The following is a 25,853-nucleotide window of genomic DNA, read 5'->3' on the forward strand; positions in this document are numbered from 1 at the left end:
CTCCGGCTCGGGCCGGGCTCATGGCCTCGGTACCCATCACACGAGTTCCGCCTCAGCGAGAAGAGCACAGCTTAATTCGGGATAGTTGACCCCCAGCTGACACAACGCCTGCGTGATCGCCGGACTCAACTCCAATGCCTGGAGCTGGGCCGTCGTAAACGGCTTCAGGAAGATGCCTTCAATACTTCGCACACTGTAGCCGGCCGCCTCCAGTTGCTCATGCAACGTCGACTTCGAGTATTGGCGCAAGTGTCCAAGCTCGATATCTCCCTGACCAAGACTCATCATGTCGTCCAGCAATCCGGCCAAGTGGCCTAGTTGGCGATGCATGGATTCGCCGTTCGGCACCGCCACGAAACAGCGTCCGCCTGGCGCGAGAAAACGCTTGAAACGCCGCAAAATCAGGTCCGGATCAGCCACGTGCTCGAGCACAAATCCCATGACAATGACGTCGAATCGCTCGTCCGTCTGAAACGATTCAAAATAGGACTCGACGATCTGCGCCGCACAATCCGGATGCTCGCTGCGGAATTTCTCAATGATCGCCGCAGAACCATCTACTACAACAGTTCGAGAGAAATGCCGGGCGAAACGCTGTGTCGAATACCCATGACCAACGCCAAGTTCAAGAACGCTTGCCGATAGTGCCGTTCTTTCGATAATGCGCCGCGGATACCAGTTCAGCAGGATGTCATTGTCGAACGAGTAGGCGAATCCCTCACCATAGGCGGAAATGAATGAATCGAGTTGATCAGCCATGGGCAGAGTTTCGGACGACATTGCGAACGATATAGAGGGGACGACGTTTGACTTCCTGGAAGATCTTGGCCACGTACAGGCCAATCACTCCCAGCACCAGAATCATCGTTCCACTGAGAAACCAGATCGACAGCATGAGCGAGGCAAACCCCGACAAGACGGTCTCCGGTGCCAATACCTTGCGCACCAGCAACGCAATGCCGACACCAAGAGAACCAAGCCAGATCAGCAATCCCATAAGAAAGATTGCTGTCAATGGCGCGACACTGAATGAGGAAAACGAGTCTGCAACCTGCACCAGCTTGCGCGTCAGGCTGTAACTCGAAGCTTGCGACGTGGGCCGCTCGCTCTTCACCAACAGCAGTTCCTCCTGCCTGAAACCGGTCCACGCAAATACGCCAGCAAGATAGAGCACGCGATCCTCAACTTGTAGCAAAGCGTCGACATACTCGCGAGTCATCAGGCGGCAGGTCATCGGATTGCGACCAATGCGTACTGTCGAGAAGGCATTCAGGGCACGCCAGAACAGCGCGCCAAACAAGTTCGACAAGAGGCCCGCGGTGCGCTCACGCTGCACACCGTAAACCACGTCTGCCCGGGTCCGGTCCATCTGTTGGGCAAACATCTCCAGCCATTCAGGTTGCTCTTCCAGGTCGGCGTCGATCAGGAAGACGCGCTCTCCACGTGCATGACTGAGACCCGCCACGATGGCTGCGTGATGACCGAAATTGCGCGACAGGTCGACGACCGATACCCTGACATCCGCAGCAGCAAGCGCGCTGGCACGAGCGAGAGAATCGTCCGGCGAGCCGTCGTTGACGAAAACGATCTCGTAGTCATCTGCTATCTGGCTTGCGGCGGCCGTAACGCGTGCATACAACTGATCGATGAACGGCGCAGAGCGATATAGCGTGGAGACGATCGACAGCTTCATTTGTTTACGTGCTTCAAATAGCGCGGGGCATCTTGGCCGCAGTTGAAAATCAGATCGAGGACGCTGACGGCGTGCTCGAATTCTCCCCATAGCTGCGGATAAGGTTGGTAGCCCGAATAGTCGAACCAAGTGACCTTGATACCCCGCCGTTCAAACTGGGCGACATCCAGATAGTCTCGAGCCGCAGGTCCCGATACATACTCCGTTGCATTGGCCTGAGCGCAAATTTCCACAAGCCGCTCGGACCGGTCGCCGATCAGCTCATATTCCGTTGAATCGGTGAGCCGGGTATTGATGCCAAGCTCGGCACAACACCAACCGAGCATGGAGCGGTTCAGCCCGGACAGGTGTGTCTGACTGGAGAGTTCGCAATAGAACGACTCCAGCCGCGGTGCGATCTGCCGGAAGCAAGGTGCCTGTCGGTAGTTTTGCAGGAGAACCTGCCAATGTGCACGAGCCCAATGCGCATCATCGATCTGCGTCTCGGCGATGGTCTGGCCAAACCGGCCGCCTGTCTTCACCGGCACCGTCAGCCAGCGCAACCCTTGCGCGGTCTTGATCCGGTTACGATTGCGCCAGTCGTTCTTCGTGTACTGGACACTATCGTACAGGACGAACTCGTCGACCGACGCGATCATGTCGAAATAGCCCTTCCAAGGGATATAGTTCGACTGGACGATGGCAAGCTTTTTCATGGCGTCACGATACGTCTACTCATACAACTCGGCGTCTCGCAGCAGACTGCCCGCCTGATCCCGCGCAGACATGACCAGACCTTCGCGAATCGGCCAATCGATGCCCAGCGCGGCATCGCTCCATAACAGCACACGCTCCGCCTCCGGGAAGCGATGGTCCGTCGTTTTGTAAATCACTTCGGCATAATCAGAGAGCACAAGGAATCCATGGGCGAATCCTTCCGGCACCCACGTCATGGCCATGTTCCGGGACGAAAGCAGATGGCCCACCCATTTACCGAAAGTCGGTGAGGATGTACGCAGATCCACCGCGACATCGAAGATTTCGCCCGCGACGACGCGCACCAGCTTTTCCTGGGGACGCTGGATCTGATAATGAAGCCCGCGCAAAACGCGCCGGTCCGAACGCGAGTGATTATCCTGCACAAAAGTAACATCGCGCCCGACTGCCGCGGCAAACGTCTGGCGATTGTAGCTTTCGAGAAAATATCCCCGCGCGTCCTGGTGCACGACAGGCTGCAAAAGCAAAACCTCCGGGATAGCGGTACGCACTACGTTCATGATTCTGCCTCGGCAAGCAATCCAAGGAGATAGCGCCCATAGGTATTCTTGCGCAACGGCTCGGCCAGAACCATCAATTCTTCCTTGCTAATCCAGCCAAATCGCCACGCAATTTCCTCGGGGCAACACACCTTCTGCCCCTGGCGATGTTCGATCGTCTGAATGAACTGGCTAGCCTCCAGCATCGATTCATGCGTGCCGGTATCGAGCCAGGCGTAGCCGCGACTCATTACCTCGACATTGAGGCTGCCTTGCTGCAGGTACCAGGAGTTGACGTCGGTAATTTCGAGTTCGCCTCGCGCAGATGGTCGAACTGATTTTGCGACTTCGACGACATCGCTGTCATAGAAATACAGGCCGGTCACCGCATAGTTGGACTTTGGCACGACCGGCTTCTCTTCCAGCTTGACGGCACGCCCCTGGCTGTCGAACTGGACCACGCCATACCGCTCCGGGTCCTGAACACGATATGCAAAGGCAGTCGCCCCGTCCACACGCGCCGAAGCCCGCCTGAGCATCGCGACCAGATCATGGCCGTAAAAGATGTTATCCCCCAGAACGAGCGTCGAAGGCGCGCCCCCGAGAAACGACTCGCCAATCAGGAATGCCTGCGCCAGACCGTCCGGGCTCGGCTGCTCCGCATAGGAGAGATTGATGCCCCACTGCTCGCCGGAGCCAAGCAACTGCGCAAAGCGCGGCGTATCGTGCGGCGTGGAAATGATGAGGATGTCACGAATACCAGCCAGCATCAGTGTGCTTAGCGGGTAGTAGATAAGCGGCTTGTCGTAGATCGGCAGCAGCTGCTTGGAAACGGCAAGCGTGGCGGGATACAGCCGCGTGCCCGAGCCTCCTGCCAGGATAATGCCCTTGCGTGTCATGGCCTGTCGATAATAAGTTGTTCGAGAACCAGCCGGACACCGTCCTGCCAGGGCGGCATGCGAATGCCGAGGCCTTGCTCGATGCGACTGCAATCCAGTTGCGCGGAGGCGGGCCGTGGCGCCGCCATTGCATAGTCCGATGAAGCCACCTCTTCGATGGCATCACCCTGGGCGCGAACGTCGACGCCAAGCGCGGCTGCAATACGAGTCACCTCGCGTGCATATGCATTCCAGGTTGTCTTGCCAGCGGCAGCGAGATGGTAGATGCCTCGACGCTCCGCAGTCCCGCCGCGCCGCTTCTCAAGGATGTACTCCCTGACGGCATGGGCGGTGACATCCGCGACAAGAGAAGCTGGCGTCGGCGCTCCGAACTGGTCAGAAACAACTCGCAGACTGTCCCGCTGCCGCGCCTGGCGCAAGATCGTCTTAAGAAAGTTGTCCCCATGGGCACCGAATACCCAGCTGGTACGGAATATCAGGTGCGAGGCGTCGACGGCGACAATGGCTTCTTCCCCTGCACGCTTGCTCTTGCCATACACGGAGCACGGATTGCAGGCGTCGGATTCCGAATAGGGCCTGGACTGCAAGCCATCAAACACGTACTCGGTGGAGTAGTGAACCAGCAAGCTGCCGATTGCCCGGGCTTCCTGCGCCAGGATGGCCGGCGCCTCGGCGTTGACCGAGAAGGCAACGGTACTATCGGCCTCGGCCGCATCGACAGCCGTATAGGCCGCCGCGTTGACAATAATGCCCGGCCGCAAGCGCCGAACCACGTCCCTGATCTGCTCCGGCCGCGACATGTCGCAACTCGTACGATCGAGCGCCACTACCTCACCCAACGGTGCCAGACTGCGCCGGAGCTCAAAGCCGACCTGACCGTTGCGGCCCGTGATCAGAATGGGGACCATGCTATCAAGTCGCATACTGCGTCGCCATCCAATTGCGGTACTCACCGGACATCACATCCTGCACCCATGGCTGGTTGTCGAGGTACCACTGCGCGGTCATACGCAAGCCGGACTCGAAGGTTTCGGCAGGCATCCAACCGAGTTCGCGCTCAAGCTTGCCAGCATCGATGGCGTAACGCCGGTCGTGGCCCGGACGGTCCTTCACAAACGCTATCTGCTCGCGGTACGAGCCGCTGACTTTCGGCCTTAACTCGTCGAGCAGATCGCAGAGAGCGTGCACCACATCCAGATTGGTTTTCTCGTTCCAACCGCCGACGTTGTATGTTTCGCCAAGGCGACCACGGGCCAGCACTTCACGAATGGCACTGCAGTGATCACCGACATAGAGCCAGTCGCGCACGTTCTGGCCGTCCCCATAAACCGGCAGGGGCTTGCCAGCGAGCGCGTTGGCGATCATCAGCGGGATCAGCTTCTCCGGAAATTGAAACGGCCCGTAGTTGTTGGAGCAGTTCGTGGTCAGAACGGGCAAGCCATAGGTATGGTGGTAGGCGCGGACCAGATGATCCGATGCGGCCTTGGATGCGGCGTAGGGACTGTTCGGCGCGTAGGGCGTAGTTTCGGAGAATTGCGGGTCCTGCGATCCAAGTGAACCGTAGACTTCGTCGGTGGAAACATGCAGGAAGCGAAAATCTGTTCTGGACGAATCGTCCAGCGTGGCCCAGTACGCGCGCACGGCTTCCAGCAGTGCGAAAGTCCCGACAACGTTGGTTTGAATAAACTCGGCCGGACCGTGGATGGAGCGATCCACGTGGCTCTCCGCGGCAAAATGAATCACGGCGCGCGGTTTGTACTGTCTTAGCAGATGATCCAGCCCAGACCGATCGCAAATATCGGTTTGCGAGAAGATGTGACGGTTATCGCCCTCAAGCGAGGCCAGCGTCTTGAGATTTCCGGCGTACGTCAGCTTATCGACATTGACAATGCTGTCCGCACCGGACTGAGCGAGCCAGCCAAGTACAAAATTGGCGCCGATGAAACCCGCCCCGCCAGTGACCAGAATGTGCGCCAAAATGCTAGCTCCGCTGCCTTCGATATTCGTGTAATCGACAAAAGTCTCCCCCCTCCCTGTTGGTTTAGGCAGGAGGATTCTTAAGTCCTTGTGGAAGTGGCGGTATTCTATCTGACCCCGGGCCCGTCCTCGGAGCATCATCCGTTTTTCGTAGCACCTTGTAACTATTTGCCAGATCGGCCATGTAAAGAAGCAGGCACGAGAAAGGGCCGTCTGGCGTTTTCAGCTCGCATAATCCGGCAATTACCCGATGGCTGTTGCTCAATCAAAAACTAACACTTCCGTCGCCATAGGCGACCTCCAGGGCTGCGCCCCATCGCTCCAGGACCTCCTCGGTCAGTTGCCCCTCACTGCCCCAATTCGCTTCGTTGGCGATCTGGTCAACCGCGGTCCGGCGTCTCTCGAAACGCTACGGCTGGTGAAAGCCATGGGCGCTCGCGCCCGCACCGTCCTTGGCAACCACGACATCCACCTTCTTGCCGTCGCCGCCGGCGTCCGAAAGAAGAGCAAAGCCGACACGCTCGAAGCCATCCTTGACGCCCCCGATTGTGATAATTTAGTCACTTGGCTGCGCCACCAGCCGCTGGCAATCCTGGAAGAAAACTTCCTGATCGTTCATGCCGGAGTTCTGCCCCAATGGACCGCGCAGCAGGTCATCGCGCTGGCCCGCGAAGTCGAAGCCGAGCTTCAGGGACCGAATTGGCAAGAGTTCCTCGCCAATGTTTTCGGCAATGCCGCCAATCACTGGGACGAAAAACTCACAGGCATTGATCGCCACCGTGTGGTCGTCAATGCACTCACCCGTCTACGCTATTGCACAGCCGAGGGCGTGATGGACCTGAAAGCCAAGGAAGGTCTGGGCAGCGCGCCAGCCGGGGTCATGCCTTGGTTCGACGTACCCGGCCGCCGCACCGCCGACGTCACCGTTGTGTGTGGCCATTGGTCGACGCTCGGCCTTGTCATGCGCTCCAATCTAATGGCGCTGGATACCGGTTGCGTCTGGGGCGGGCAATTGACCGCCGCCCGTCTGGCGCGTGACCCTGCAGAGCGCACCCTGATCCAGGTCGATTGCCCGCAGTACTGTGACCCGCTGGCCTGAATCCGACAGCCCCGCGTCGGCGGGGAGGACTTGGGCGTCAGGACGTGGCAGCCGTGGCCGCCGACAGATTCGGTTGATGTAACCGCTCGGCCACATCCCCCGCTGCTTCATGCGCCCCCTGACGAAGGTGAACCACCACTTCCCTCGCCGACTCTGCCAGCTCACGTCGGCTTGTGGAAGCCGCCCGCAGCTGCGGCCCCAGCGTCAGCCTTGCCTTGATCGGCGGTGCCTGCAGGATCATGTCGAGCGATTGCAACAGTGACAGGTCGCCGATATACGCCGGCGCCACGGTCGGCTTGCCCGTGGCCGCATCCAGGTAAGTCAGCCCTGCAGGCTGGACCGGCAATCCACCCGCCACCGGCGCCTGCATCAGATTCGCATGGAAAGGCAGCACCTCGCTGCCATCGGTCGTGGTGCCCTCGGGAAACACGCACACCAGATCGCCCTGCTGCATGACTTCCGTGATGTGGTGCAGCACCCGATGTGCGTCACGCTTCCGGCCGCGCTCGATGAAGATCGTGCCGGTCTTGTCGCAAAGCCAGCCGACGATCGGCCAGCTGCGGATTTCCGACTTCGCCACAAAGCGCACCGGCTGCCAGCTGTGGATCACGTAGATGTCGAGCCACGAGATATGGTTCGACACCAGCATCGCGCCTTGCGGTACCGCCTGCCCGGGTGCCAGGCCCTGGACCTCGACCTCAATGCGGCAGATGGCCAGCAGCTTGCGCGACCAGCCGCGGATCAGGCGCTCGCGCAGGTGAGCGCTCGCCCACGGGAAAACCGTTGCGCACACGAGCATCCCGCGCAACAGATGACACCCAAGCCGCGCCTTGCGTAACCAGATCATGTCCTAGCCCCTGGGATTCGCCGCGAGAATCAGCGCTGCTCGTGCACAACCTGGCCACCGACCAGCGTCATGCGCACGCGCCCTTCCATCTCGTAGCCGAGCCATGGCGAATTCTTGCCCTGACTCTTCAGCGCGCTGCGTTCCACCTTCCAGATCTGCTTCGGATCGAACACGCAAACATCAGCGGCATTGCCGGTGGTCAGCGTGCCGGCGGCGAGGCCGATCACGCGGGCCGGATCGCTCGTGATGCGCCCCAGCGCCTTGACCAGCGGCACCTTGTGTTCGGCGGCCCAGCGCAGCGTCAGCGGCAGCAGCAACTCCAGGCCCGTCGCGCCCGGCGACGCCTCGTCGAACGGCAGCAGTTTCTCGTCGTCATCCACCGGCGTGTGGTCGGAGCACAAGGCATCGATGGTGCCATCGGCCAGCGCCGCGATGATCGCATCGCGGTCGCGCGTGCCACGCAGCGGCGGCGTAAAGCGCATCTGGCTGTTGAAGAAGCCGATGTCCACGTCGGTCAGCGATACGTGGTGGATGTTGACGTCGCAGGTCACGGGCAGGCCTTCGCGGCGTGCCTGGCGCACCAGTTCCAGCCCGGCCGCCGACGACAGCCGGCACAGGTGCACGCGCGCGCCGGTCGTGCGCATCAACTCGAAGATCGTGTGCAGGCGCACGGTCTCGGCGATGACGGACACGCCGGACAGGCCCAGCCGCGACGCCACCGCGCCGCTGGCGGCCACGCCGCCGCCCAGGAACGGGTCCTCGGGGCGCAGCCAGAGCGTGTAGCCGAAGGTCTGCGCATACTGCATCGAACGCAGCAGCACCTGGGTGTTCTTGATCGGCACCTCGGCCTGGCTGAAGCCGACGCAGCCGGCCTCGGTCAGCTGGCCCATCTCGGTCAGGGCTTCGCCCTTCAGCCCGACGGTCAGCGCGCCCAGCGGGTAGACGTGCGTCTGGTTCAGCGTGCGGGCGCGGAACTTGAGCATCTCGACCAAACCCGGCTCGTCGAGCACGGGGTCCGTATCGGGCGGGCACACCAGGCTGGTCACGCCGCCGGCGGTGGCCGCGGCCACCTCGGATTCCAGCGTGGCCTTGTACTCGTAGCCCGGCTCGCGCAGGCGCGCGGACAGGTCGACCAGGCCCGGGCAGACGATCAGGCCCTTCGCATCGATAGTCTTGTTGGCGTTGAAGTCAGCGGGCGCGCGGCCCACGCCGACGACCTTGCCGGCGGCGATAAACAGGTCCTGTTCGGCGTCGAGATTCGCGGCCGGATCGATCAGGCGGCCACCCTGGATGTGAATCTTCATCTGTAGTTCGCTTGAAGTCTGTTCAGTTTTATTCGGGTGCCGCCTTAATCGTTATTGCCGGCCACGATGCCCATGACGGCCATGCGCACGGCGATGCCGAAGGTCACCTGGTTCAGGATCACCGACTGGGGGCCGTCCGCCACGGCGGAGTCGATCTCCACCCCGCGGTTCATCGGACCCGGGTGCATGACGATGGCATCCGGCCTGGCCAGCGCCAGCCGTTCCGGCGTCAGCCCGTAGGCCTTGAAGTATTCCTGTGCCGATGGCAGCAGCGCGCCGCTCATGCGCTCGTTCTGCAGGCGCAGCATGATCACCACGTCCACGCCCTTGAGCCCCTCTTCCATGTTGTGGAAGACGCGCACGCCCATCTGCTCCAGGCCGGACGGCAGCAGCGTGCGCGGCCCGATCGCGCGCACTTCGGGCACGCCCAGCGTGGTCAGCGCGTGGATGTCGGAACGTGCCACCCGCGAGTGCAGGATGTCGCCAATGATGGCCACCGTCAGGTTGGTGAAGTCCTTCTTGAAATGCCGGATCGTGTACATGTCCAGCAGGCCCTGCGTCGGGTGCGCGTGGCGCCCGTCGCCGGCGTTGATCACGTGGACATGCGGCGCCACGTGCTCGGCGATCAGGTACGGCGCGCCCGAGCTGGCATGGCGCACCACGAACATGTCGGCCGACATGGCCGACAGGTTGTTGATGGTGTCCAGCAGCGATTCGCCCTTGCTGGTGGACGACGCATTGATGTTCAGGTTCAGCACGTCGGCGGACAGCCGCTTGGCGGCAATCTCGAACGTCGTGCGCGTGCGCGTGGAGTTCTCGAAGAACAGGTTGAACACGCTCTTGCCGCGCAACAGCGGCACCTTCTTGACGTCGCGGTCGGAATCGGACAGCGAGACAAACTGGCTGGCGGTATCAAGGATGTGCGTGATCATGTCACGCGACAGCCCCTCGATCGACAACAGGTGCTTCAGTTCGCCGTTCTTGGTCAGCTGCGGGTTGCGGAACGTCTTGGTCATGGCAGGTCAGGCGCGGGCAGGGGTCGGTCTGGGTATCTTGGGGGAGAGCTCTGGGGCCCGTCAGGCGCGGGCTTCGGTGGCAAAGGCAAAGCGCGTCGCGGCGCCCTCGCCCTGGCGCGACAGCACGAGGGTCTTGTCGCGCGGCAGTTCCACGGTCATCGCGGCGAAGTCGGCGGCAACCGGCAGCTCGCGTCCGCCGCGGTCGACCAGCACGGCCAGCGCCACGCGGGCCGGGCGGCCGTAGTCGAACAGCTCGTTCACGGCGGCGCGGATCGTGCGGCCAGTGGCCAGCACATCGTCGATCAGCAGGATGTTGCGATCCTGCACGTCGAACGGCAGCGAGGTCGGCTCCGCCTGGCTGTGCAGCCCCTTCTTGGCATAGTCGTCACGGTGGAAGGCCACGTTGATCACGCCATGGCCAGCCAGCTTGAGGTCCGCCGCCAGACGCTCGGCGATCCAGGCGCCGCCCGAGTAGATGCCGGCCACGGACCAGTTTGCACGCTCGCTGGTGGGCATCAGGGCCTGGGCCTGGTCGCGCAGCGCGTGATACAGCGCCTCGGCGTCGGGAGTAGAGGTCTGGGTCATAGCGGAAACTCGTCGAAATACTGTTGCAGGATGATCCGGGCGGCCTCGGCATCCAGCGCACCGCGCCTGGCGCCAGCCATGGCGGCAGCTCGCGAGGAATAACGCTCGTCCACCCACTCCACCGGCAGGCCGAACCGGCCGTTCAACTGGTTGCCAAAGCGGCGCGCAAGCCGCATCGAGGCCTGTTCTTCATCGTCGGGGCCGGCTTCGGGATTGACCGGCATGCCAACCACCAGCCGCACGGGCGACCATTCGCGGATCAGCGCGCCGATGGCCTCGAAACGCGCCTCGACAGTAATATTGGGAAGGATGGTGAGGGCGCTGGCTTGCCGGGTGATGAAATTCCCGAGTGCAACGCCGATTTTTTTCTCGCCATAGTCGAAGGCGAGGACAGTACCGTCGTGGGGCGTCTCGCGCCCCGGCTGATCAGGCATGCCCCGCCTCGCCCGAGAGCATCGTGAAATCTATGCCCAGCAGGCGGATAGCGGCGGCAAAGCGTTCCTCGGGAGGCACGCTGAAGATGATTTCCGGGTCGGCCTGGACGGTCAGCCAGCCATTGCGGCTGAGTTCCTCCTCAAGCTGGCCGGCGCCCCAGCCGGCATAGCCCAGCGTCAGCAGGAAGCGATGCGGGCCGCTACCGTTGGCCACGGCTTCCAGCACATCCTTGGAAGTGGTCATTTCCAGCCCGCCGGGCACCGCCAGCGACGACACATAGACGCCGACCGGATCGTGCAGCACAAAGCCGCGCTCGGTCTGCACCGGGCCGCCGAAATAGACCGGCTGGTGGGCCACTGGCTGGATTTCGAGCTTGAGATCGATCTTGTCGAAGAGCGTGGCCATGTCGATGTCGATCGGCCGGTTGATCACCAGACCGAGCGCGCCGCGCTCGTTATGCTCGCAAAGGTAGACAACGGAGCCCGAAAAGGTCGGATCAGCCATGCCTGGCATGGCAATCAGGAACTGATTGGTGAGATTGATTGGAGCTTCGGGCTTCGCCATGCCTGCATTTTATCAAATCGCTGCCGGACGTCCGGAAAAGTTCTGAGGCAGCTCCGTCAGGCCACCTGAGCAGTATTCGTCACCAGAGCGAGTCGGCCTATTGTTCCGACGCCTTCAGCGCCGCAAGATCCGCGGCGGTCAGCCAGCGCCACTCGCCCGGGGCCAGCGCCGGGTCCAGTTCCAGACCGCCAATGGCGCTGCGATGCAAGGCGGTGACGTGGTTGCCGACGGCCGCCACCATGCGTTTCACCTGGTGATATTTACCCTGGATCAGGGTCAGCCGCAGGCTGCGCTCCCCGGTGGCCTCGCAGGCATCGGCGGCAAGCGGCGCCGGTTCGTCATCCAGCTTCACGCCGGTGCGCAGCGCTTCCACCTGCTCCGGCGTCACCGGATCGAACGTCGTCACTTCGTAGATCTTGGGTACCTTGCGCTTGGGCGACGTCTGGGCATGGATGAACTGGCCGTCGTCGGTCAGCAACAGCAGGCCCGTGGTGTCGTGATCGAGCCTGCCCACGGCCTGCACCTCCCGCTGGCGCAGCGGCACCGGCAGCAGGTTGTAGATGCTCGGGTGGTGGCGCGGGCGCTGGGAGCATTCATAGCCGGTGGGCTTGTGCAGCATCAGGTAGGCCTTGGTGCAGGCCAGCCACTCCTCGCCGTCCACGGTCAGCCGCAGGCCGTCCACGTCAAAGCGGGCGTCCGGGTCCTCGCACAATTCACCGTTGACCTCCACCAGCCCGGCGGCCACCAGGTCGCCACAGTAGCGGCGCGTGCCGAAGCCCTGGGATTGCAGAATACGGTCGAGAGTCATGGACATGGGAATGGCTTGGGAATGCTGGGGACTAGCCCGGTGATGGCCCGGTGACGCGGGCCTATCGTATGTTAGGGTACGGCGATGCCTGGATCGCCCTCACAACGCCCTGATGCGGACGCCGCTGCCGCGGGCCGCCTGCCCTACCGGATCGATGGCCAGTTCGGGCGGGGCCTGGTCTGGTTCCGGCGCGACTTGCGCGCCGACGACCACGCGGCGCTGCATTATGCCGTGAAGCACTGCCGGCAGGTGTGGTGCGTATTCGTATTCGACCGCGAGATCCTGGATCCCCTGCGCGAACGCGGGCTCCGGGCCGACCGGCGCGTCGAGTTCATCCTGCGGTCGCTGGCGCCACTGCGCACCGCGCTGGAGCGGGCCGGAGGCGGGCTGATCGTACTGGACGATGCCGCACGCGAGGCCATCCCCCGGCTCGCGGCCGAACTCGACGTCGAGGCAGTATTCGCGAACCACGACTACGAGCCCTCCGCCAATGCGCGCGATGCCGCGGTCCGCAAGGCGCTGACGGCGGCTTCCCGGGTGCTCTTCACGTTCAAGGACCAGGTCATCTTTGAAGCCGACGAGATCCTGAACGGCCAGGGCGCGCCCTTTGCGGTCTTCACCCCCTACAAGAACGCATGGCTGCGGGCATTGCGGCCCTTCGACCTGCGGCCGTACCCGGTCGACAAGTACCTGAAGGCCCTCGCCCCCGTGCCGGCGAACCACCGCAAGGCGTTGCCAACGCTGGAAGCTCTGGGATTTGCGCCGAGCAACCTGGCCGAGGTGGCAATGCCCACCGGCAGCGACGGCGCCCATGCCTTGTTCGACGAATTCATGGACCGCATCGGGGACTACGGACGCCGCCGCGACTTCCCTGCCCTGCGCGGCCCGAGCTACCTGTCGGTGCACCTGCGCTTCGGCACGCTCTCGATTCGCACGCTGGCCCGCGCCGCGCACGAAACGGTGTTGCGCGGCGGCGCGGACAGCGCGGGGGCAGCCGTCTGGCTATCCGAACTGATCTGGCGCGACTTCTATTTCATGATCCTGCACCACCATCCGCGCGTGGCCGACGGCAAGTCATACCATCCGGAATACGACGGGCTGCGCTGGATCGACCGCGCCACCGGCGACCGCTATTTCGAAGCGTGGCGCGACGCGCGGACCGGCTACCCGCTGGTGGACGCCGCGATGCTGCAGATCCGCCAGAGCGGCTATATGCACAACCGGCTGCGCATGGTGACGGCCAGCTTCCTGGTCAAGGATCTGGGCGTGGACTGGCGGCGCGGCGAGCAGTATTTCGCCGACCAACTCAACGACTTCGATTTCTCGGCCAACAACGGCGGCTGGCAGTGGGCGGCCTCCACCGGCTGCGATGCCCAGCCGTACTTCCGGATCTTCAACCCGGTCACCCAATCGGAGAAATTTGATCCGCAGGGCCGGTTCATCCGCAGGTACCTGCCCGTGCTGGCCAATCTGCCGGACAAGTACCTCCACGCGCCCTGGACGGCCCCGGACGATGTGCTTGCGGCCGCTGGCGTCAGGCTGGGCGACAACTATCCAGGGCCGATCGTCCGGCACGACGTCGCGCGGCAGGAAACGCTGGCCCGCTACGCCCTGGTCAAGACACCAAAGGCCAGGGCTGCGGCAAAAGCGGCACTGGAGAAAGAAACGCGGGAGCCGGACGAAACGGCGCACGAGCCGGACAACGGCCGCTAGAAAAGAAAAAGCCGGACGCGATGTCCGGCTTTCCGTTTCCCCGCCAGGGTTTCTCCGCCGACATTTCTCCGCCGACATCTGGCGCTTCCGCCCTTACGCCGCCAGCATCGCGCTTTCGCGATAGTGGCGCTGCGCATCGTCGGGCCGCTCGGTTTCCTCGAACAGCCGCGCCAGTGCCAGGTGCGCACGCACGCGCAGCCGGCGTTGCGCGTCCGGATCGGCATACCTGAGCGCACGTTCGAAGTTCGACTGCGCCTTGCCCCAGAGTTGCTCCCCGAGGCACAGCACGCCCAGCGTGTAGTAGAGATCGGCATCGGCGGGATGCTCGGTCAACCACTTCTCGGCCTGCTGGATCTGCGGCAACGCCTTGCCCGGTTCCGCGCAGTCGGCGTAGCGCTGCACCAGCCGGCTGTCCCAGTTGACCTTGAGCGCTTCCTCGACGATCCGGCGTGCCTCGTTCTGGCGGCCCAGTGCGGAGAAATAGCGCGCGGCGGGTTCGGCGATGCGCACCGCGTGACGCTCGTCGGCGGACAGCGATCGCCAGAAGTGATACAGGCCCTCGGCATCGTGGCGGCGCTCTTCCAGCATCGCTTCCACCGCCATCTGCTTGAGCCGCAGCGCCAGCACCGGGTGCAGCGCGTTGCGCTTTTCGAGGGAACGCGCCAGCCTCAGCACCTCGTTCCAGTTCTTCAGGTGCTGGTGCGCGCGCAAGGCGATCCGCTGCACGTGGATCTGGCGGCCGCCCTTTTCCTGCAGTTGCGCGATGGTTTCCAGCGCGCCCTCGGCGTCGCGGGCATCGACCAGCAACTCGGCCATCGACACCAGCCGCGCCTGTTCGCGATCCGGGTCCGTGACCTGCGCCATCCACGCGTCGCGCCGCTCCGATTCCTGCATCCGGTGCGCGGCCCGCGCGCCCACCAGCGCGGCGGTCTGGGCCTGCTCGGGCCAGGCCTGCGCCTCGCGCGCGGCGCGTTCCGCCCGGGCAAAACGGCCGGCAAACAGGTTCTCGATGGATTCGCGCAGCGCCGCCTGCGCCTTGCTCATGCGGCTGCGCTCGCGGTACGCGGCGGCACGGCGCGGCATCTCGGACAGGTGCCGGAACGTGGTCAGGATGGTCCAGACCACGAAGAACGCCAGCAACAGCAGCGCCAGCGTCAGGTTGAGCGACATTTCCACCCGGTACGGCGGATAGAACAGCACCACGTTGCTGTGATTGAATTGGGTGAACAGCGCCAGCCCGACAGCGCCCCCGAACAGAACCGCTACCCAGAAAAGAAGCCGCATGCGCTACTCCTTCTTGAGCGCACGCAGCGCGCCAAGGCTCTCCGCCATCGTCGGCAGAGCCACCGTCACGGCACTGGCCTGGGCCTGCTTGAGCAGCGTCAGCACCCCTTGCACACGGCGCGAGCGGGTATCGAAGTAGCGCGCGATCATCGCCTGCGCGACGGCCAGGTCATTGCGGAACACCGGCTCGTTGCGCGACAGCAGGGCCAGGCGCGCGTTGAGCAGGCGCAGCTTGACGTTCTCGCGCAGGAACCAGCCCTGGTCGCCAGACAGCAGCAGCGCGTTGGCATCGTCGACCTTGCGGATGCGGATCACCTGTGCGAGTTCGTCGAGCACGTAGTTCCAGAGACGCGAGACGAAGTTGCCCCCTGTGCTAGCCGAGCCGGCAGCCGGATTGGCCGCAGACGTGGGAGACGCCGAAGAACCCGAGGCCCCCTTCTGCGTGGCGGCCTTGTCGGCGTCGCCTGGGGTACGGTCGAGCATGCGTTCACCCGACAGCAGCGGCAGCGCGTCGATCTGGTTGATCGATTCGTCCAGCTTGATCGCGGCACCGGTCAGGTCCGTATCGGGTACTGCCTTCATGCGGGCGATGTCGCGCGCGATGGCACGGCGCAGCAGGTTGTACTGCGGCTTGTCGCTGCGGGCCAGCCGGGCATCGGCGCTCTGCAGCGCGGCCAGCGCCACCTGCACGCTGCCCGTGAGCTGCAACTGCTGCCCGGCATTGGTCAGCAATTGCTGGATCTCGGCCAGCTCCCAGTCGTCCCGGTTGCGCATCAGGTCCTGGTAGACCTGTTCGAGCGCGGCCTGCTTGTCGCGGGTCTCGCCCACCTGGCCGTCCAGCGCGCCGACCTTGGCTTGCAATTCCTTGACGGTGTCCTGCGCGTTGCGCGACAGCACGCGCGTTTCCTGGACCAGCGCGTCGTTGCTCTGCTGGCGGCGCGCGAGTTCCTGCGTCAGGCGCTCCACCCGCGTTTGCAACCACCAGAAGCCCCCGGCGGTGGCCAGCACCAGCACGGCGACGAGGATCCACCACGGGTTCACGCGGCGTGGCGTGGCGGAAAGAGAAGCGTGCCCGGCGGCTGGCGGCGGGGTAGCGGCGGAAGTGGACGTAGTGTCTGTCGTCACGCGATCGACCTTCGTTGACGTGGATTGCGGGGTAGCTGTGCCTGCCGGTGCAGGGGCGGACACGGTATCCGGGGCCGCGGCCTGTGGTACCGACGATGCCGACAATGCCGGCGACGATGCCGCGGGTACCGCCGGCGCCGGGGGTGCCGGTGCCACAGGCGGCGCCATCATGGCGGCCGGTGCGGCCGGGCCCGCGTGGGCATCGGCCCATTGCTTGCAGGCGGCCAGCAAGCCGGCGTCGCCCGGTGCGGCGGGTAGCACATGCGCAAAACCGAGCGCCTCGGCCTGCGCGGCAATTCTCGCATGCGGTGCGATGCACTGCACCTGCTTCAGGCGTTCGTGTTCCTGCGGCGACAGATGCAGGCGGGCCAGCGCATCCAGGTTGCGCACGGCCTCAGAACTGGTCAGCAGCCAGGCGCACGGCGACGCCTCGGGCTTCAGGCCTTCGCGCACCGCCTGCCATTGCATCGCGCCGGGTTCGGGCAGCGTGCGGCTGTAGGCCTCGACGGCCTCGACCGTGGCACCCGATTCGCGCAGGCGGTCGCCCAGCCAGTCGCGCCCGCCATTGCCGCGAATGATCAGCACGCGGCGGCCCGCAAACGCGCCGGGCGTGGTGTCGAGCTCGGACCAGAGCGCCTCGGAATCGAAACGGGCCGTCTCATGGCTGGTTTCGGGGTTGCCGTGTGCGCCGGCCGGCGCGATCACGCGATGCGCGGGCGCGGCGATGCCGCGTTCCGCCAGCGCCGCCACGCTCGACGGGCCGACCACGGCCAGCGCCACGTCCACCGGCCATTGGCCACCGGCCGGTGCGTTCTGGACTTGTGCGAGCGCGTCGAGGGCATACGCCACCGCGTTGGGACTGACGAAGACGACGAGCGAGAAGTCGGCCAGCCGGGCCAGCGCGGCGCGCAACGGACCGTCGTCGGGCGCGGGGCCGATGGCCAGCAGCGGGAAGCCGAGCACGTCCAGGCCGGCGGCCTGCAGCGCCTCTGTCAGTTGCCGGGACTGCCCGGCAGGTCGCGTAACTACGACGGTCGGGCGGGGCATCGCGCCGTTCTCAGGTCGGGGCTGTGGTGGACAGCGTCGCCAGCACCTCGCCGGCACCCTGGGCGAGCAGGTCACCGGCGACCAATGCGCCGAGCTGCTCCGCCGCGGCGACCGTATCGGCCGGCATCGACGCGCTCGCGCGCAGCTGGCGGCTGCCGTCGGGCAGGGCCACGAAGGCATCGAGCTGCAGATCGGCGCCATGCCAGCGCGCATGCGCGGCCAGCGGAACCTGGCAGGACCCGCCCAGGCGGCGTGACACGACGCGCTCGGCGGACACCGCCAGCAGCGTCGGCAGATGATTCAGCGGCGCCAGCCATTCGGCCAGCTCGGGTCGTCCGGAACGAATCTCGATGCCCAGCGCGCCCTGACCCGCCGCCGGCAACGACGACTCGGGATCGATCAGCGCGCGGATGCGGTCGCCCAGGCCGAGCCGCTTGAGGCCAGCCGCGGCCAGGATGATGGCGCCATACTCGCCACGATCGAGCTTGCCCAGCCGGGTGTCGAGATTGCCACGCAGCGGCTTGATGACCAGATGCGGATAACGGCTGCGGAGCGCGGCCTCCCGGCGCAGGCTCGACGTGCCCACCACGGTGCCGGGCGGCATCTCGGCGAGCGATGCGAACTGCGACGACACCAGCGCATCGCGCGGGTCCTCGCGCTCCATCACGGCCGTGAGCACGAAGCCCTCGGGCAACTCCATCGGCACATCCTTGAGCGAGTGCACGGCCAGGTCGGCACGGCCCTCGGCCATGGCCACCTCGAGCTCCTTCACGAACAAGCCTTTGCCGCCTACCTTTGACAAGGTCTTATCGAGAATTTGATCACCCCGTGTCGTCATTCCGAGAATGGACACATCGCACGCGGGATAGTATTGTTGCAACGCAGCACGCACATGTTCAGCCTGCCACATCGCCAGCCGGCTTTCGCGCGAGGCGATCACGAGCTTGTGCGGCATGCTGCGAGATACGGCAGCGGACGAAGAAGACGGGAAGGCAGGTGCTTGCATGCGCGCATGTTAGCACGCACCCCGGCGGCCTCAGGCCCCAAAATGCCGCCCCCGCAAGGCTTTGCCGCCGGTCATGTGAAGGAGGGCGCCACCCGTGCGCCCTCACCTATAAGAGATACGAGGAGATTGTGCATGACGCAGCCTGCTGCGCGCCCCACCGGCCGCCCCCGTTCCACCGGCCGCAAGTCTGTCCTGAAGGCCTCCGGCCCGCGTGACGCCGACGGCGCTTCCACCAAATCGACATCCCCCGCGCCCGCCAAGGCCAAGCCTTCGGCCAAGACGGCAAAGACCAATCTGGCCGTAGTGGCCACCAACGGCGCCACCGTGCCCGGCGCCGCCCCGGCCCGCCGCGCCGCCGCCGACAAGGACTTGCCGCTGCGCGAGGACATCCGCTTCCTGGGCCGTCTGCTGGGCGATTGCGTACGGGAACAGGAAGGCGAAGCCGCCTTCGACCTCGTCGAGACGATCCGCCAGACCGCCGTGCGTTTCCGCCGCGAGAACGACCGTGCGGCCGGCGCCGAACTGGACCGCCTGCTGAAGCGCCTGTCGCGCGACCAGACCAACTCGGTGGTACGCGCATTCAGCTATTTCTCGCATCTGGCCAACATCGCCGAGGATCAACACCACAACCGCCGCCGCCGCATCCACGCGCTGGCGGGTTCGCCGCCGCAGCCGGGCAGCCTGGCCCGCGCGCTGGAAGCCATCGACGCCGCCGGCGTCACCGGCAAGGAACTGCGCAAGTTCCTCGATGAGGCGCTGATCGTGCCCGTGCTGACCGCGCACCCGACCGAAGTCCAGCGCAAGAGCATCCTGGACGCCGAGCGCGAGATCGCGCGCCTGCTGGCCGAACGCGACCTGCCGATGACCGCGCGCGAGCGCGACCACAACACCGCGCAACTGCGCGCCCGCGTCACCACGCTCTGGCAAACCCGCATGCTGCGCAACACGCGGCTGATGGTGGTCGACGAAATCGAGAACGCCCTCTCCTATTACCGCACCACGTTCCTGCACGGCATCCCGCGCCTGATGGCCGAGCTGGAAGAGGACATCGCCGCCGCCTTTCCGGCCACCAAGAAGGGCCGCGCCGGCGCCCCGCCCGCGCCGCTCGCACCGTTCCTGCAGATGGGGTCGTGGATCGGCGGCGATCGCGACGGCAATCCGAACGTCACCGCCGAAACGCTCGAGCACGCAGCGCGCCAGCAGTCGGCGCTGATCATGGAGTGGTACCTCGACGAAGTACACGCGCTGGGCGCCGAGCTGTCGATGTCCTCACTGATGGTCGATGCGAGCCCCGAGTTGCTGGCCCTGGCGGAAGCCTCGCCCGACCACTCCGAGCACCGCGCCGACGAACCGTACCGCCGTGCGCTGATCGGCATGTACGCGCGGCTGGCCGCCACCTCGCAGCAGCTGACCGGCCACGTGGCCCAGCGCCACCCGGTGGCGGACACAGCGCCGTACGAGAGCGCCGAGGCGTTTGCCGCCGACGTGCAGATCGTGGTCGATTCGCTGCGCACCCACCACGGCGAGGCGCTGGCCCGCGCCCGCATCGACGCGCTGTCCCGCGCCATCGCCATCTTCGGCTTCCACCTGGCATCGGTGGACATGCGGCAGGTGTCGGACGTGCACGAAGCCGTCATCGCCGAACTGTTCGCGGCCGCCGGCGTGGAAAAGAATTACGCCGCCCTGCCGGAAGCGCGCAAGCTGGAACTGCTGCTGGCCGAGCTGCGCCAGCCGCGCCTGCTGACCATGCCGTGGCACGACTATTCCGAGCAGACCCGCAAGGAGCTGGCCATCCTGGCGATGGCGCGCGACCTGCGCGCCCGCTACGGCAAGCGCGTGGCACGCAACTACATCATCTCGCACACGGAAACGCTGTCCGACCTCGTGGAAGTCATGCTGCTGCAGAAGGAATCCGGCATGCTGCGCGGCACGCTGGGCAGCAAGGCGGACCCGGCCCGCATGGAGCTGATGGTCATTCCGCTGTTCGAAACCATCGAAGATTTGCGCAACGCCGCCGGCATCATGCAGTCCCTGCTCGACCTGCCCGGCTTCGACTCGGTCATCGCCCATCACGGCGTCGAGCAGGAAGTCATGCTGGGCTATTCGGATTCCAACAAGGACGGCGGCTTCCTGACGTCGAACTGGGAACTCTACAAGGCCGAGCTGGCACTGGTGAAGCTGTTCCAGGAACGCCGCGTCAAGCTGCGCCTGTTCCACGGCCGCGGCGGCACCGTGGGCCGCGGCGGCGGCCCGACCTACCAGGCCATCCTGTCCCAGCCGCCGGGCACCGTGAACGGCCAGATCCGCCTGACCGAACAGGGCGAAATCATCAACAGCAAGTTCGCCAACGCCGAGATCGGCCGACGCAACCTGGAGACGGTGATCGCCGCCACGCTGGAGGCATCGCTGCTGCCCACGCAGAATGCGCCGAAGGACCTGGTGACGTTCGAGGGCATCATGCAGCAGCTGTCCGATCACGCGTTCGGCGCATACCGCGACCTGGTCTACGAGACCCCGGGCTTCAAGGATTACTTCTTCGCCACCACGCCGATCACGGAAATCGCCGACCTGAACCTGGGTTCGCGGCCGGCATCGCGCAAGCTGATGGACAAGCGCCATCGTCGCATCGAGGATCTCCGTGCGATCCCCTGGGGCTTCTCGTGGGGACAATGCCGCCTGCTGCTGCCGGGCTGGTTCGGCTTCGGCAGCGCCGTCAAGGCTCTGCTGGACGACGCGGCGGACGAGAAGTCGCGCAAGGCCACCGTGGCCACGCTGCGGCGCATGGTCAAGTCGTGGCCGTTCTTCTCCACGCTGCTGTCGAACATGGACATGGTGCTGGCCAAGACCGATCTGGCCGTGGCATCGCGCTACGCGCAACTCTGCGATGACGCCGCGCTGCGCAAGTCCGTGTTCGCCCGCATCAGCGCCGAATGGCATCTGACGTGCGACATGCTGGCGCTGGTCACCGGCCGGCAGGAACGGCTGGCGGACAACCCGCTGCTGGCGCGCTCGATCAAGAACCGCTTTGCCTACCTGGACCCGCTGAACCACTTGCAGGTGGAACTGCTCAAGCGCTACCGGGCCGGCAAGGATGCCGACGACGTGCGCGTACGCCGGGGGATCCACCTGACCATCAACGGGGTGGCGGCCGGCCTGCGCAACAGCGGTTGACCAGGCACCGGCACCGGGGCAATCGCCCCCGGTGCCGGCCGGGACAGGCAGGCCGCTGCATCGGCCTGGGAAATGGGACAGGGGGAGAGGGCAGGCTCACGCAGCATGGATGCGTCGCGAGCCAGCGCTGGCTCCCGGTCCCCGGAATCGTCGACGGCGCACTCGACCCCGCTGCACCCGCCCTCTCCCCCTGTCCCACTCCCTTCGCTCCTTCCTCAACCCACAAATGCGCCCGGGACGGGGTCTTCGCCGAGCGCTTGCAGCAGGATGGCCCAGTGCATGGCTTCGTCGCCCAGGATGCTGCCGGCTGCCTTCGTCAGTTCCCGGTTGTGGAAGCTCGGCAGCACGCCCAGATAGGCCGCGGTGGCCCCTTTTTCCAGCCCTGCGGCAAAGCGCAGCACATCGGCCTGCGTTTTCAGCTGTTCCGCCGGGAAGTTGTATTCGGACGGCTTCTTCGGCATGACGGGCGATCCGCCCAGCTTGCTGACCGTGCCGGACAGGACCTGCGCGTGCGCCTTGTGGTGGCCCTGGAACTTCACGGCGGTATCCAGCACGGGCTTCTGCAGCAGGCCGCTTTCCGCGCCCACCTGGTAGGCCGCGATCGCCTGGTACTCGAGCCCGAGCGCGGTATTGAGGATGTTGATATCGTCCTTGGTGCTCCCCGACTGGGTCTGCGCCCAGGCCGGCATCGATTCGCCAAGCGAGATCACGGCCAGCGAACCGAGCGCGAATAGCCCGGGGACTTTCAGCAGGCCGCGCCTGCGGGCGTCCGGCAGGGTGACGATGCGCGATTCCGGTGTGCGTTCGAAACGAGTCATGGTGGTCTCCTGATGGGGTGGACTGGCGCCTGTCTGGCAGCGCGCCTGACTCATATACGTTCGCGCCGCCCGATTGGATGCACGTCGGATGCACGTCGGATGCACGTCGGATGCACGTCCCGCGCAAACGGCCCGCGCCCGAGGGGCTCGGATGTCTATACTCAGGCGGAGCCCATCGCACATCACATCGAGCCAGGTGCCCGCTTCCCTCCCCTCCTCCGCTGACGCGTCGTCCCGCGCCGGGGCCGATCCATCGGGCCGCCCCGAATACGCGCCGCCGGCGGACGCCGGCCGGCTGGCCGCGCTGCTGCAGGACATCAGCCTGGGCAACCGCCAGGCGTTGCGCACCCTGTACGACCTCACGGCAACGAAACTGTTTGGCCTTGCGCTGCGTATCACTCACAGGCGGGACTGGGCGGAGGACGTCGTGCAGGAGAGTTTTGTCAGCATCTGGCACCACGCCGGCGACTATCGCCCGCATCTGGCCGCGCCTACCACGTGGATGACGGCGATCGTGCGCAACCGGGCGCTGGATTGCCTGCGCCGACAGGCCGCGGCCCATCTTGGCCAGGCGGCCGACCCGGACGATGACCTCGCCGAATGGCTGGCCGACGATCACGCCGGTCCGGCGGAGGAAGTGCTGGCCAGCGAACGGGCGCGCGCGCTGGACCGCTGCCTGCAGCGGCTGGAACCCTCGCAGCGGCAGGTGATCGCGCTGGCATACCTGCGCGACATGAGCCACGCGGATCTGGCCGCGCAATTGCGCGTGCCGCTGGGCACGGTGAAATCGTGGATCCGGCGCGGGCTGGAACGGCTGCGCACCTGCCTGGAGGGCCTGACATGAGGCTGACCGGCCATCCCGACCTGCTCGACCATCTGGCCGCCCAGTACGCGCTGGGGGTGCTGCGCGGCGGTGCCCGGCGCCGCCTGGAGCAACTGGCGCGCGAGGAAGCTGCCGTGCGCACGGCGATCGGCCACTGGCAGGCGCGGCTGGCCGGGCTGGCGGAGTTGCAGCCCGCCGCCGAGCCGGTCGAGGCGGTCTGGTGCGGCATCGAGCAGCGGCTGGGCTGGAAGCCCGCACCCGGCGCAAAGCCCGCGCAACCGTGGTGGCAGCGACTGTGGGAGGCTCCCACGTTCTGGCGCGTGAGCACGGCCGCGCTGGCCATGGTGACCGTGCTGGCCATCGGCGTGTCGAGGATATTGGTGAACCAGCTCGAACTCACCCCGCAGGTATCCGCGGTGGCGATCCTCAACGACGCACAAGCCCAGCCTGCCGCACTGGTCACCTGGGATGCCCGCGCGGGCATGGTCACGGTGCGTCGCCTGGATCACCTGGAGCTGACCGACAAGCAGGTGCTGCAGCTTTGGGCGCTGCCTGAAGGCGGCAAGCCGCAGTCGCTCGGTGTGATCGGCCAGCGCCACGAGGTCCGGATGGCCGTCAAGGCCGCGCCGGGCAGCGTGCCGGCGCTGGCGATCAGCATCGAGCCGCCCGGCGGCTCGCCCAACCCGGACGGGCCATCGGGTCCCGTGGTGTTCCAGGGCCGGCTGGTCAACCAGCCGGTCTAGCCCAGGCGCATCCCGGAGCGCATCCCGCGCGGAATCCCGGACCGCATCCGGCGCGGATTCGGGCATTGGGCGGGCTGCGGAGCGATATAATCGCGGTTTCCCGATTTTCCGCTTGCGCCACCGCCCGGCCCCGCCGCCGCCCTGGCGCTCGCCATCCAACCGTCTCGTCGCCCATGACCTCCCAACTTGCCAAGAAAGGCGAAGCCTGGTCCGCCCGCTTCTCCGAACCGATGTCCGACCTGGTGAAGCGCTACACCGCATCGGTCTTCTTCGACAAGCGCCTGGCGCTCTTCGACATCCAGGGGTCGCTGGCCCACGCGGCCATGCTGGCGAAGCAAGGCATCATCGCCGAGGCCGACCGCGCCGAGATCGAGCGCGGCATGACGCAGATCCGCGGCGAGATCGAGTCGGGCGCATTCGAGTGGAAGCTGGATCTCGAAGACGTCCACCTGAACATCGAGGCCCGCCTGACCGCACTGGTCGGTGACGCCGGCAAGCGCCTGCATACGGGCCGCTCGCGCAACGACCAGGTGGCGACCGACATCCGCCTCTGGCTGCGCAGCGAGGTCGACAACATCATCGGTCTGCTGGGCGCCCTGCGCGGCGCGCTGCTGGACCTGGCGGACGCGAACGCCGCGACCATCATGCCCGGCTTCACCCACCTGCAGGTGGCACAGCCGGTCACGTTCGGCCACCACCTGCTGGCCTACGTGGAAATGTTCACGCGCGACACCGAGCGCATGGCCGACTGCCGCAAGCGCATCAACCGCCTGCCGCTGGGCGCCGCCGCGCTGGCCGGCACGAGCTACCCGATCGACCGCGAATTCGTGGCCAGCCAGCTGGGCTTTGACGGCGTGTGCCGCAACTCGCTGGATGCCGTGTCCGACCGCGACTTCGCCATCGAATTCTGCGCGGCCGCCGCACTGGTGATGACGCACGTGTCGCGCTTCTCGGAGGAGCTGGTGCTGTGGATGAGCCCGCGCGTCGGCTTCATCGACATCGCCGACCGCTTCTGCACGGGCAGCTCGATCATGCCGCAGAAGAAGAACCCGGACGTGCCCGAGCTGGCGCGCGGCAAGACCGGCCGCGTGAACGGCCACCTGATCGGCCTGCTGACGCTGATGAAGGGCCAGCCGCTGGCCTACAACAAGGACAACCAGGAAGACAAGGAGCCGCTGTTCGACACCGTCGACACCGTGGTGGACACGCTGCGCATCTTCGCCGACATGGTGCCGGGCATCACCGTCAAGCCGGAGGCCATGCGCGCCGCCGCGCTGCAGGGCTATGCCACCGCGACGGACCTGGCCGATTACCTCGTCAAGCGCGGCCTGCCTTTCCGGGACGCCCACGAGGCCGTGGCCCACGCCGTACGCGCCTGCGACGACCGCCACTGCGACCTGGCCGACCTGACCGTGGCCGAGCTGCGCGACGTGTCCGGCCTGGGCGACAAGGCCACGCTGATCGGTGACGACGTCCACGCCGTGCTGACGCTGGAAGGCTCGGTCGCGGCCCGCAACCATATCGGCGGCACCGCCCCCGATCAGGTCCGCGCGGCCATCGCCGCCGCACGCGCCGCGCTGTAAGTTTCGCGTAAGCATTGCGCAAGACTTGCGCAATCCGGTAGGTACAACCCCCAAGCGCCGATAGATTTTGTTACAGAT

General features: G+C 65.5%; 24 protein-coding genes. 6 read left to right on the forward strand and 18 right to left on the reverse strand.

The window, feature by feature from the left end:
* Window positions 1-36 precede the first annotated feature (36 nt).
* Genes BLR29_RS04820 through rfbB form a run of 7 tightly spaced genes read right to left on the reverse strand, consistent with a single transcriptional unit; the run spans window position 37 to window position 5,804 of the window.
* Window positions 37-759, reverse strand: coding sequence for a class I SAM-dependent methyltransferase (locus tag BLR29_RS04820; protein WP_092134972.1), 723 nt, complete (start codon window positions 757-759; stop codon window positions 37-39).
* On the reverse strand, window positions 752-1,693 hold the full coding sequence (locus tag BLR29_RS04825) for a glycosyltransferase family 2 protein (protein ID WP_092134974.1): 942 nt from the start codon (window positions 1,691-1,693) through the stop codon (window positions 752-754). Before BLR29_RS04825 ends, BLR29_RS04820 begins: the two co-directional genes overlap by 8 nt.
* A complete protein-coding gene (locus BLR29_RS04830) occupies window positions 1,690-2,388 on the reverse strand; it encodes a WbqC family protein (protein ID WP_092134975.1) in 699 nt (232 codons plus the stop codon). The genes BLR29_RS04825 and BLR29_RS04830 overlap by 4 nt, the downstream gene beginning before the upstream one ends.
* A gap of 15 nt (window positions 2,389-2,403) precedes the next feature.
* Window positions 2,404-2,949 carry a dTDP-4-dehydrorhamnose 3,5-epimerase gene (gene rfbC, locus BLR29_RS04835; protein ID WP_092134977.1) on the reverse strand — a complete coding sequence of 182 codons (546 nt, stop codon included), beginning with the start codon at window positions 2,947-2,949 and terminating at the stop codon, window positions 2,404-2,406.
* Window positions 2,946-3,827 (reverse strand): glucose-1-phosphate thymidylyltransferase RfbA, encoded by an 882-nt coding sequence (gene rfbA / locus BLR29_RS04840; RefSeq protein WP_092134979.1) that lies wholly within the window; start codon window positions 3,825-3,827, stop codon window positions 2,946-2,948. Before rfbA ends, rfbC begins: the two co-directional genes overlap by 4 nt.
* Window positions 3,824-4,735, reverse strand: coding sequence for a dTDP-4-dehydrorhamnose reductase (gene rfbD, locus BLR29_RS04845; protein WP_369804554.1), 912 nt, complete (start codon window positions 4,733-4,735; stop codon window positions 3,824-3,826). The genes rfbA and rfbD overlap by 4 nt, the downstream gene beginning before the upstream one ends.
* 4 nt (window positions 4,736-4,739) lie before the next feature.
* A complete protein-coding gene (gene rfbB, locus BLR29_RS04850; protein ID WP_092134982.1) occupies window positions 4,740-5,804 on the reverse strand; it encodes a dTDP-glucose 4,6-dehydratase in 1,065 nt (354 codons plus the stop codon).
* A gap of 250 nt (window positions 5,805-6,054) precedes the next feature.
* Here rfbB and BLR29_RS04855 point away from each other — a divergent pair, with 250 nt between their 5' ends.
* Entirely contained in the window at window positions 6,055-6,903 is an 849-nt protein-coding gene (locus tag BLR29_RS04855; RefSeq protein ID WP_092134984.1) for a symmetrical bis(5'-nucleosyl)-tetraphosphatase, read from the forward strand.
* A 37-nt stretch (window positions 6,904-6,940) separates the two neighbouring features.
* Here BLR29_RS04855 and BLR29_RS04860 read toward each other — a convergent pair whose 3' ends face one another.
* The 7 genes from BLR29_RS04860 to BLR29_RS04890 form a co-directional block, all read right to left on the reverse strand.
* The gene (locus tag BLR29_RS04860; RefSeq protein WP_092134985.1) at window positions 6,941-7,750 is read right to left on the reverse strand and encodes a lysophospholipid acyltransferase family protein; all 810 of its coding nucleotides are present in this window, start codon (window positions 7,748-7,750) and stop codon (window positions 6,941-6,943) included.
* Between the two features lie 29 nt (window positions 7,751-7,779).
* Window positions 7,780-9,054, reverse strand: coding sequence for a dihydroorotase (locus BLR29_RS04865; protein ID WP_092134987.1), 1,275 nt, complete (start codon window positions 9,052-9,054; stop codon window positions 7,780-7,782).
* 44 nt (window positions 9,055-9,098) lie between these two features.
* The gene (locus BLR29_RS04870) at window positions 9,099-10,070 is read right to left on the reverse strand and encodes an aspartate carbamoyltransferase catalytic subunit (protein WP_092134989.1); all 972 of its coding nucleotides are present in this window, start codon (window positions 10,068-10,070) and stop codon (window positions 9,099-9,101) included.
* Window positions 10,071-10,130: 60 nt separating this feature from the next.
* Entirely contained in the window at window positions 10,131-10,655 is a 525-nt protein-coding gene (pyrR, locus tag BLR29_RS04875) for a bifunctional pyr operon transcriptional regulator/uracil phosphoribosyltransferase PyrR (RefSeq protein WP_092134990.1), read from the reverse strand.
* The gene (gene ruvX, locus BLR29_RS04880) at window positions 10,652-11,089 is read right to left on the reverse strand and encodes a Holliday junction resolvase RuvX (protein WP_092134992.1); all 438 of its coding nucleotides are present in this window, start codon (window positions 11,087-11,089) and stop codon (window positions 10,652-10,654) included. The genes pyrR and ruvX overlap by 4 nt, the downstream gene beginning before the upstream one ends.
* Window positions 11,082-11,654: a YqgE/AlgH family protein gene (locus BLR29_RS04885; protein ID WP_092134993.1), complete on the reverse strand. Its 573-nt coding sequence runs from the start codon at window positions 11,652-11,654 to the stop codon at window positions 11,082-11,084. The genes ruvX and BLR29_RS04885 overlap by 8 nt, the downstream gene beginning before the upstream one ends.
* A 97-nt stretch (window positions 11,655-11,751) precedes the next feature.
* Window positions 11,752-12,462, reverse strand: coding sequence for a pseudouridine synthase (locus tag BLR29_RS04890; protein ID WP_092135476.1), 711 nt, complete (start codon window positions 12,460-12,462; stop codon window positions 11,752-11,754).
* A gap of 84 nt (window positions 12,463-12,546) precedes the next feature.
* On the opposite strand from BLR29_RS04890, the gene BLR29_RS04895 reads away from it, so the two are divergent.
* On the forward strand, window positions 12,547-14,175 hold the full coding sequence (locus BLR29_RS04895; protein WP_092134995.1) for a cryptochrome/photolyase family protein: 1,629 nt from the start codon (window positions 12,547-12,549) through the stop codon (window positions 14,173-14,175).
* 93 nt (window positions 14,176-14,268) lie between these two features.
* Here the strand turns inward: BLR29_RS04895 and BLR29_RS04900 are convergent, their stop codons facing one another.
* From BLR29_RS04900 to hemC, 3 genes are read right to left on the reverse strand one after another with little or no spacing between them, the layout of a single operon-like run.
* Window positions 14,269-15,459 (reverse strand): heme biosynthesis protein HemY, encoded by a 1,191-nt coding sequence (locus BLR29_RS04900; protein ID WP_092134997.1) that lies wholly within the window; start codon window positions 15,457-15,459, stop codon window positions 14,269-14,271.
* Between the two features lie 3 nt (window positions 15,460-15,462).
* Complete coding sequence (hemDX, locus tag BLR29_RS04905; RefSeq protein WP_092134999.1) at window positions 15,463-17,631, reverse strand: fused uroporphyrinogen-III synthase HemD/membrane protein HemX; 2,169 nt, start codon at window positions 17,629-17,631, stop codon at window positions 15,463-15,465.
* A gap of 10 nt (window positions 17,632-17,641) precedes the next feature.
* Window positions 17,642-18,637 (reverse strand): hydroxymethylbilane synthase, encoded by a 996-nt coding sequence (hemC, locus tag BLR29_RS04910; protein WP_092135001.1) that lies wholly within the window; start codon window positions 18,635-18,637, stop codon window positions 17,642-17,644.
* A gap of 132 nt (window positions 18,638-18,769) precedes the next feature.
* On the opposite strand from hemC, the gene ppc reads away from it, so the two are divergent.
* The gene (ppc, locus tag BLR29_RS04915) at window positions 18,770-21,808 is read left to right on the forward strand and encodes a phosphoenolpyruvate carboxylase (RefSeq protein ID WP_092135002.1); all 3,039 of its coding nucleotides are present in this window, start codon (window positions 18,770-18,772) and stop codon (window positions 21,806-21,808) included.
* A 215-nt stretch (window positions 21,809-22,023) separates the two neighbouring features.
* On the opposite strand, the gene BLR29_RS04920 is transcribed toward ppc, so the two are convergent.
* On the reverse strand, window positions 22,024-22,626 hold the full coding sequence (locus BLR29_RS04920) for a ferritin-like domain-containing protein (RefSeq protein WP_092135004.1): 603 nt from the start codon (window positions 22,624-22,626) through the stop codon (window positions 22,024-22,026).
* 196 nt (window positions 22,627-22,822) lie between these two features.
* Between BLR29_RS04920 and BLR29_RS04925 the strand changes: the two genes are divergently transcribed.
* The 3 genes from BLR29_RS04925 (at window position 22,823) to argH (ending at window position 25,775) form a co-directional block, all read left to right on the forward strand.
* Window positions 22,823-23,470, forward strand: coding sequence for an RNA polymerase sigma factor (locus BLR29_RS04925; RefSeq protein WP_369804555.1), 648 nt, complete (start codon window positions 22,823-22,825; stop codon window positions 23,468-23,470).
* The gene (locus tag BLR29_RS04930; protein ID WP_092135007.1) at window positions 23,467-24,192 is read left to right on the forward strand and encodes an anti-sigma factor; all 726 of its coding nucleotides are present in this window, start codon (window positions 23,467-23,469) and stop codon (window positions 24,190-24,192) included. Before BLR29_RS04925 ends, BLR29_RS04930 begins: the two co-directional genes overlap by 4 nt.
* 173 nt (window positions 24,193-24,365) lie before the next feature.
* Window positions 24,366-25,775, forward strand: a complete 1,410-nt coding sequence (gene argH, locus BLR29_RS04935) for an argininosuccinate lyase (protein ID WP_092135009.1) — start codon at window positions 24,366-24,368, stop codon at window positions 25,773-25,775.
* Window positions 25,776-25,853: the final 78 nt, after the last annotated feature.

Origin of the sequence: Cupriavidus sp. YR651 (genome assembly GCF_900101625.1) — a bacterium.
Classification (GTDB): Bacteria; Pseudomonadota; Gammaproteobacteria; order Burkholderiales; family Burkholderiaceae; genus Cupriavidus.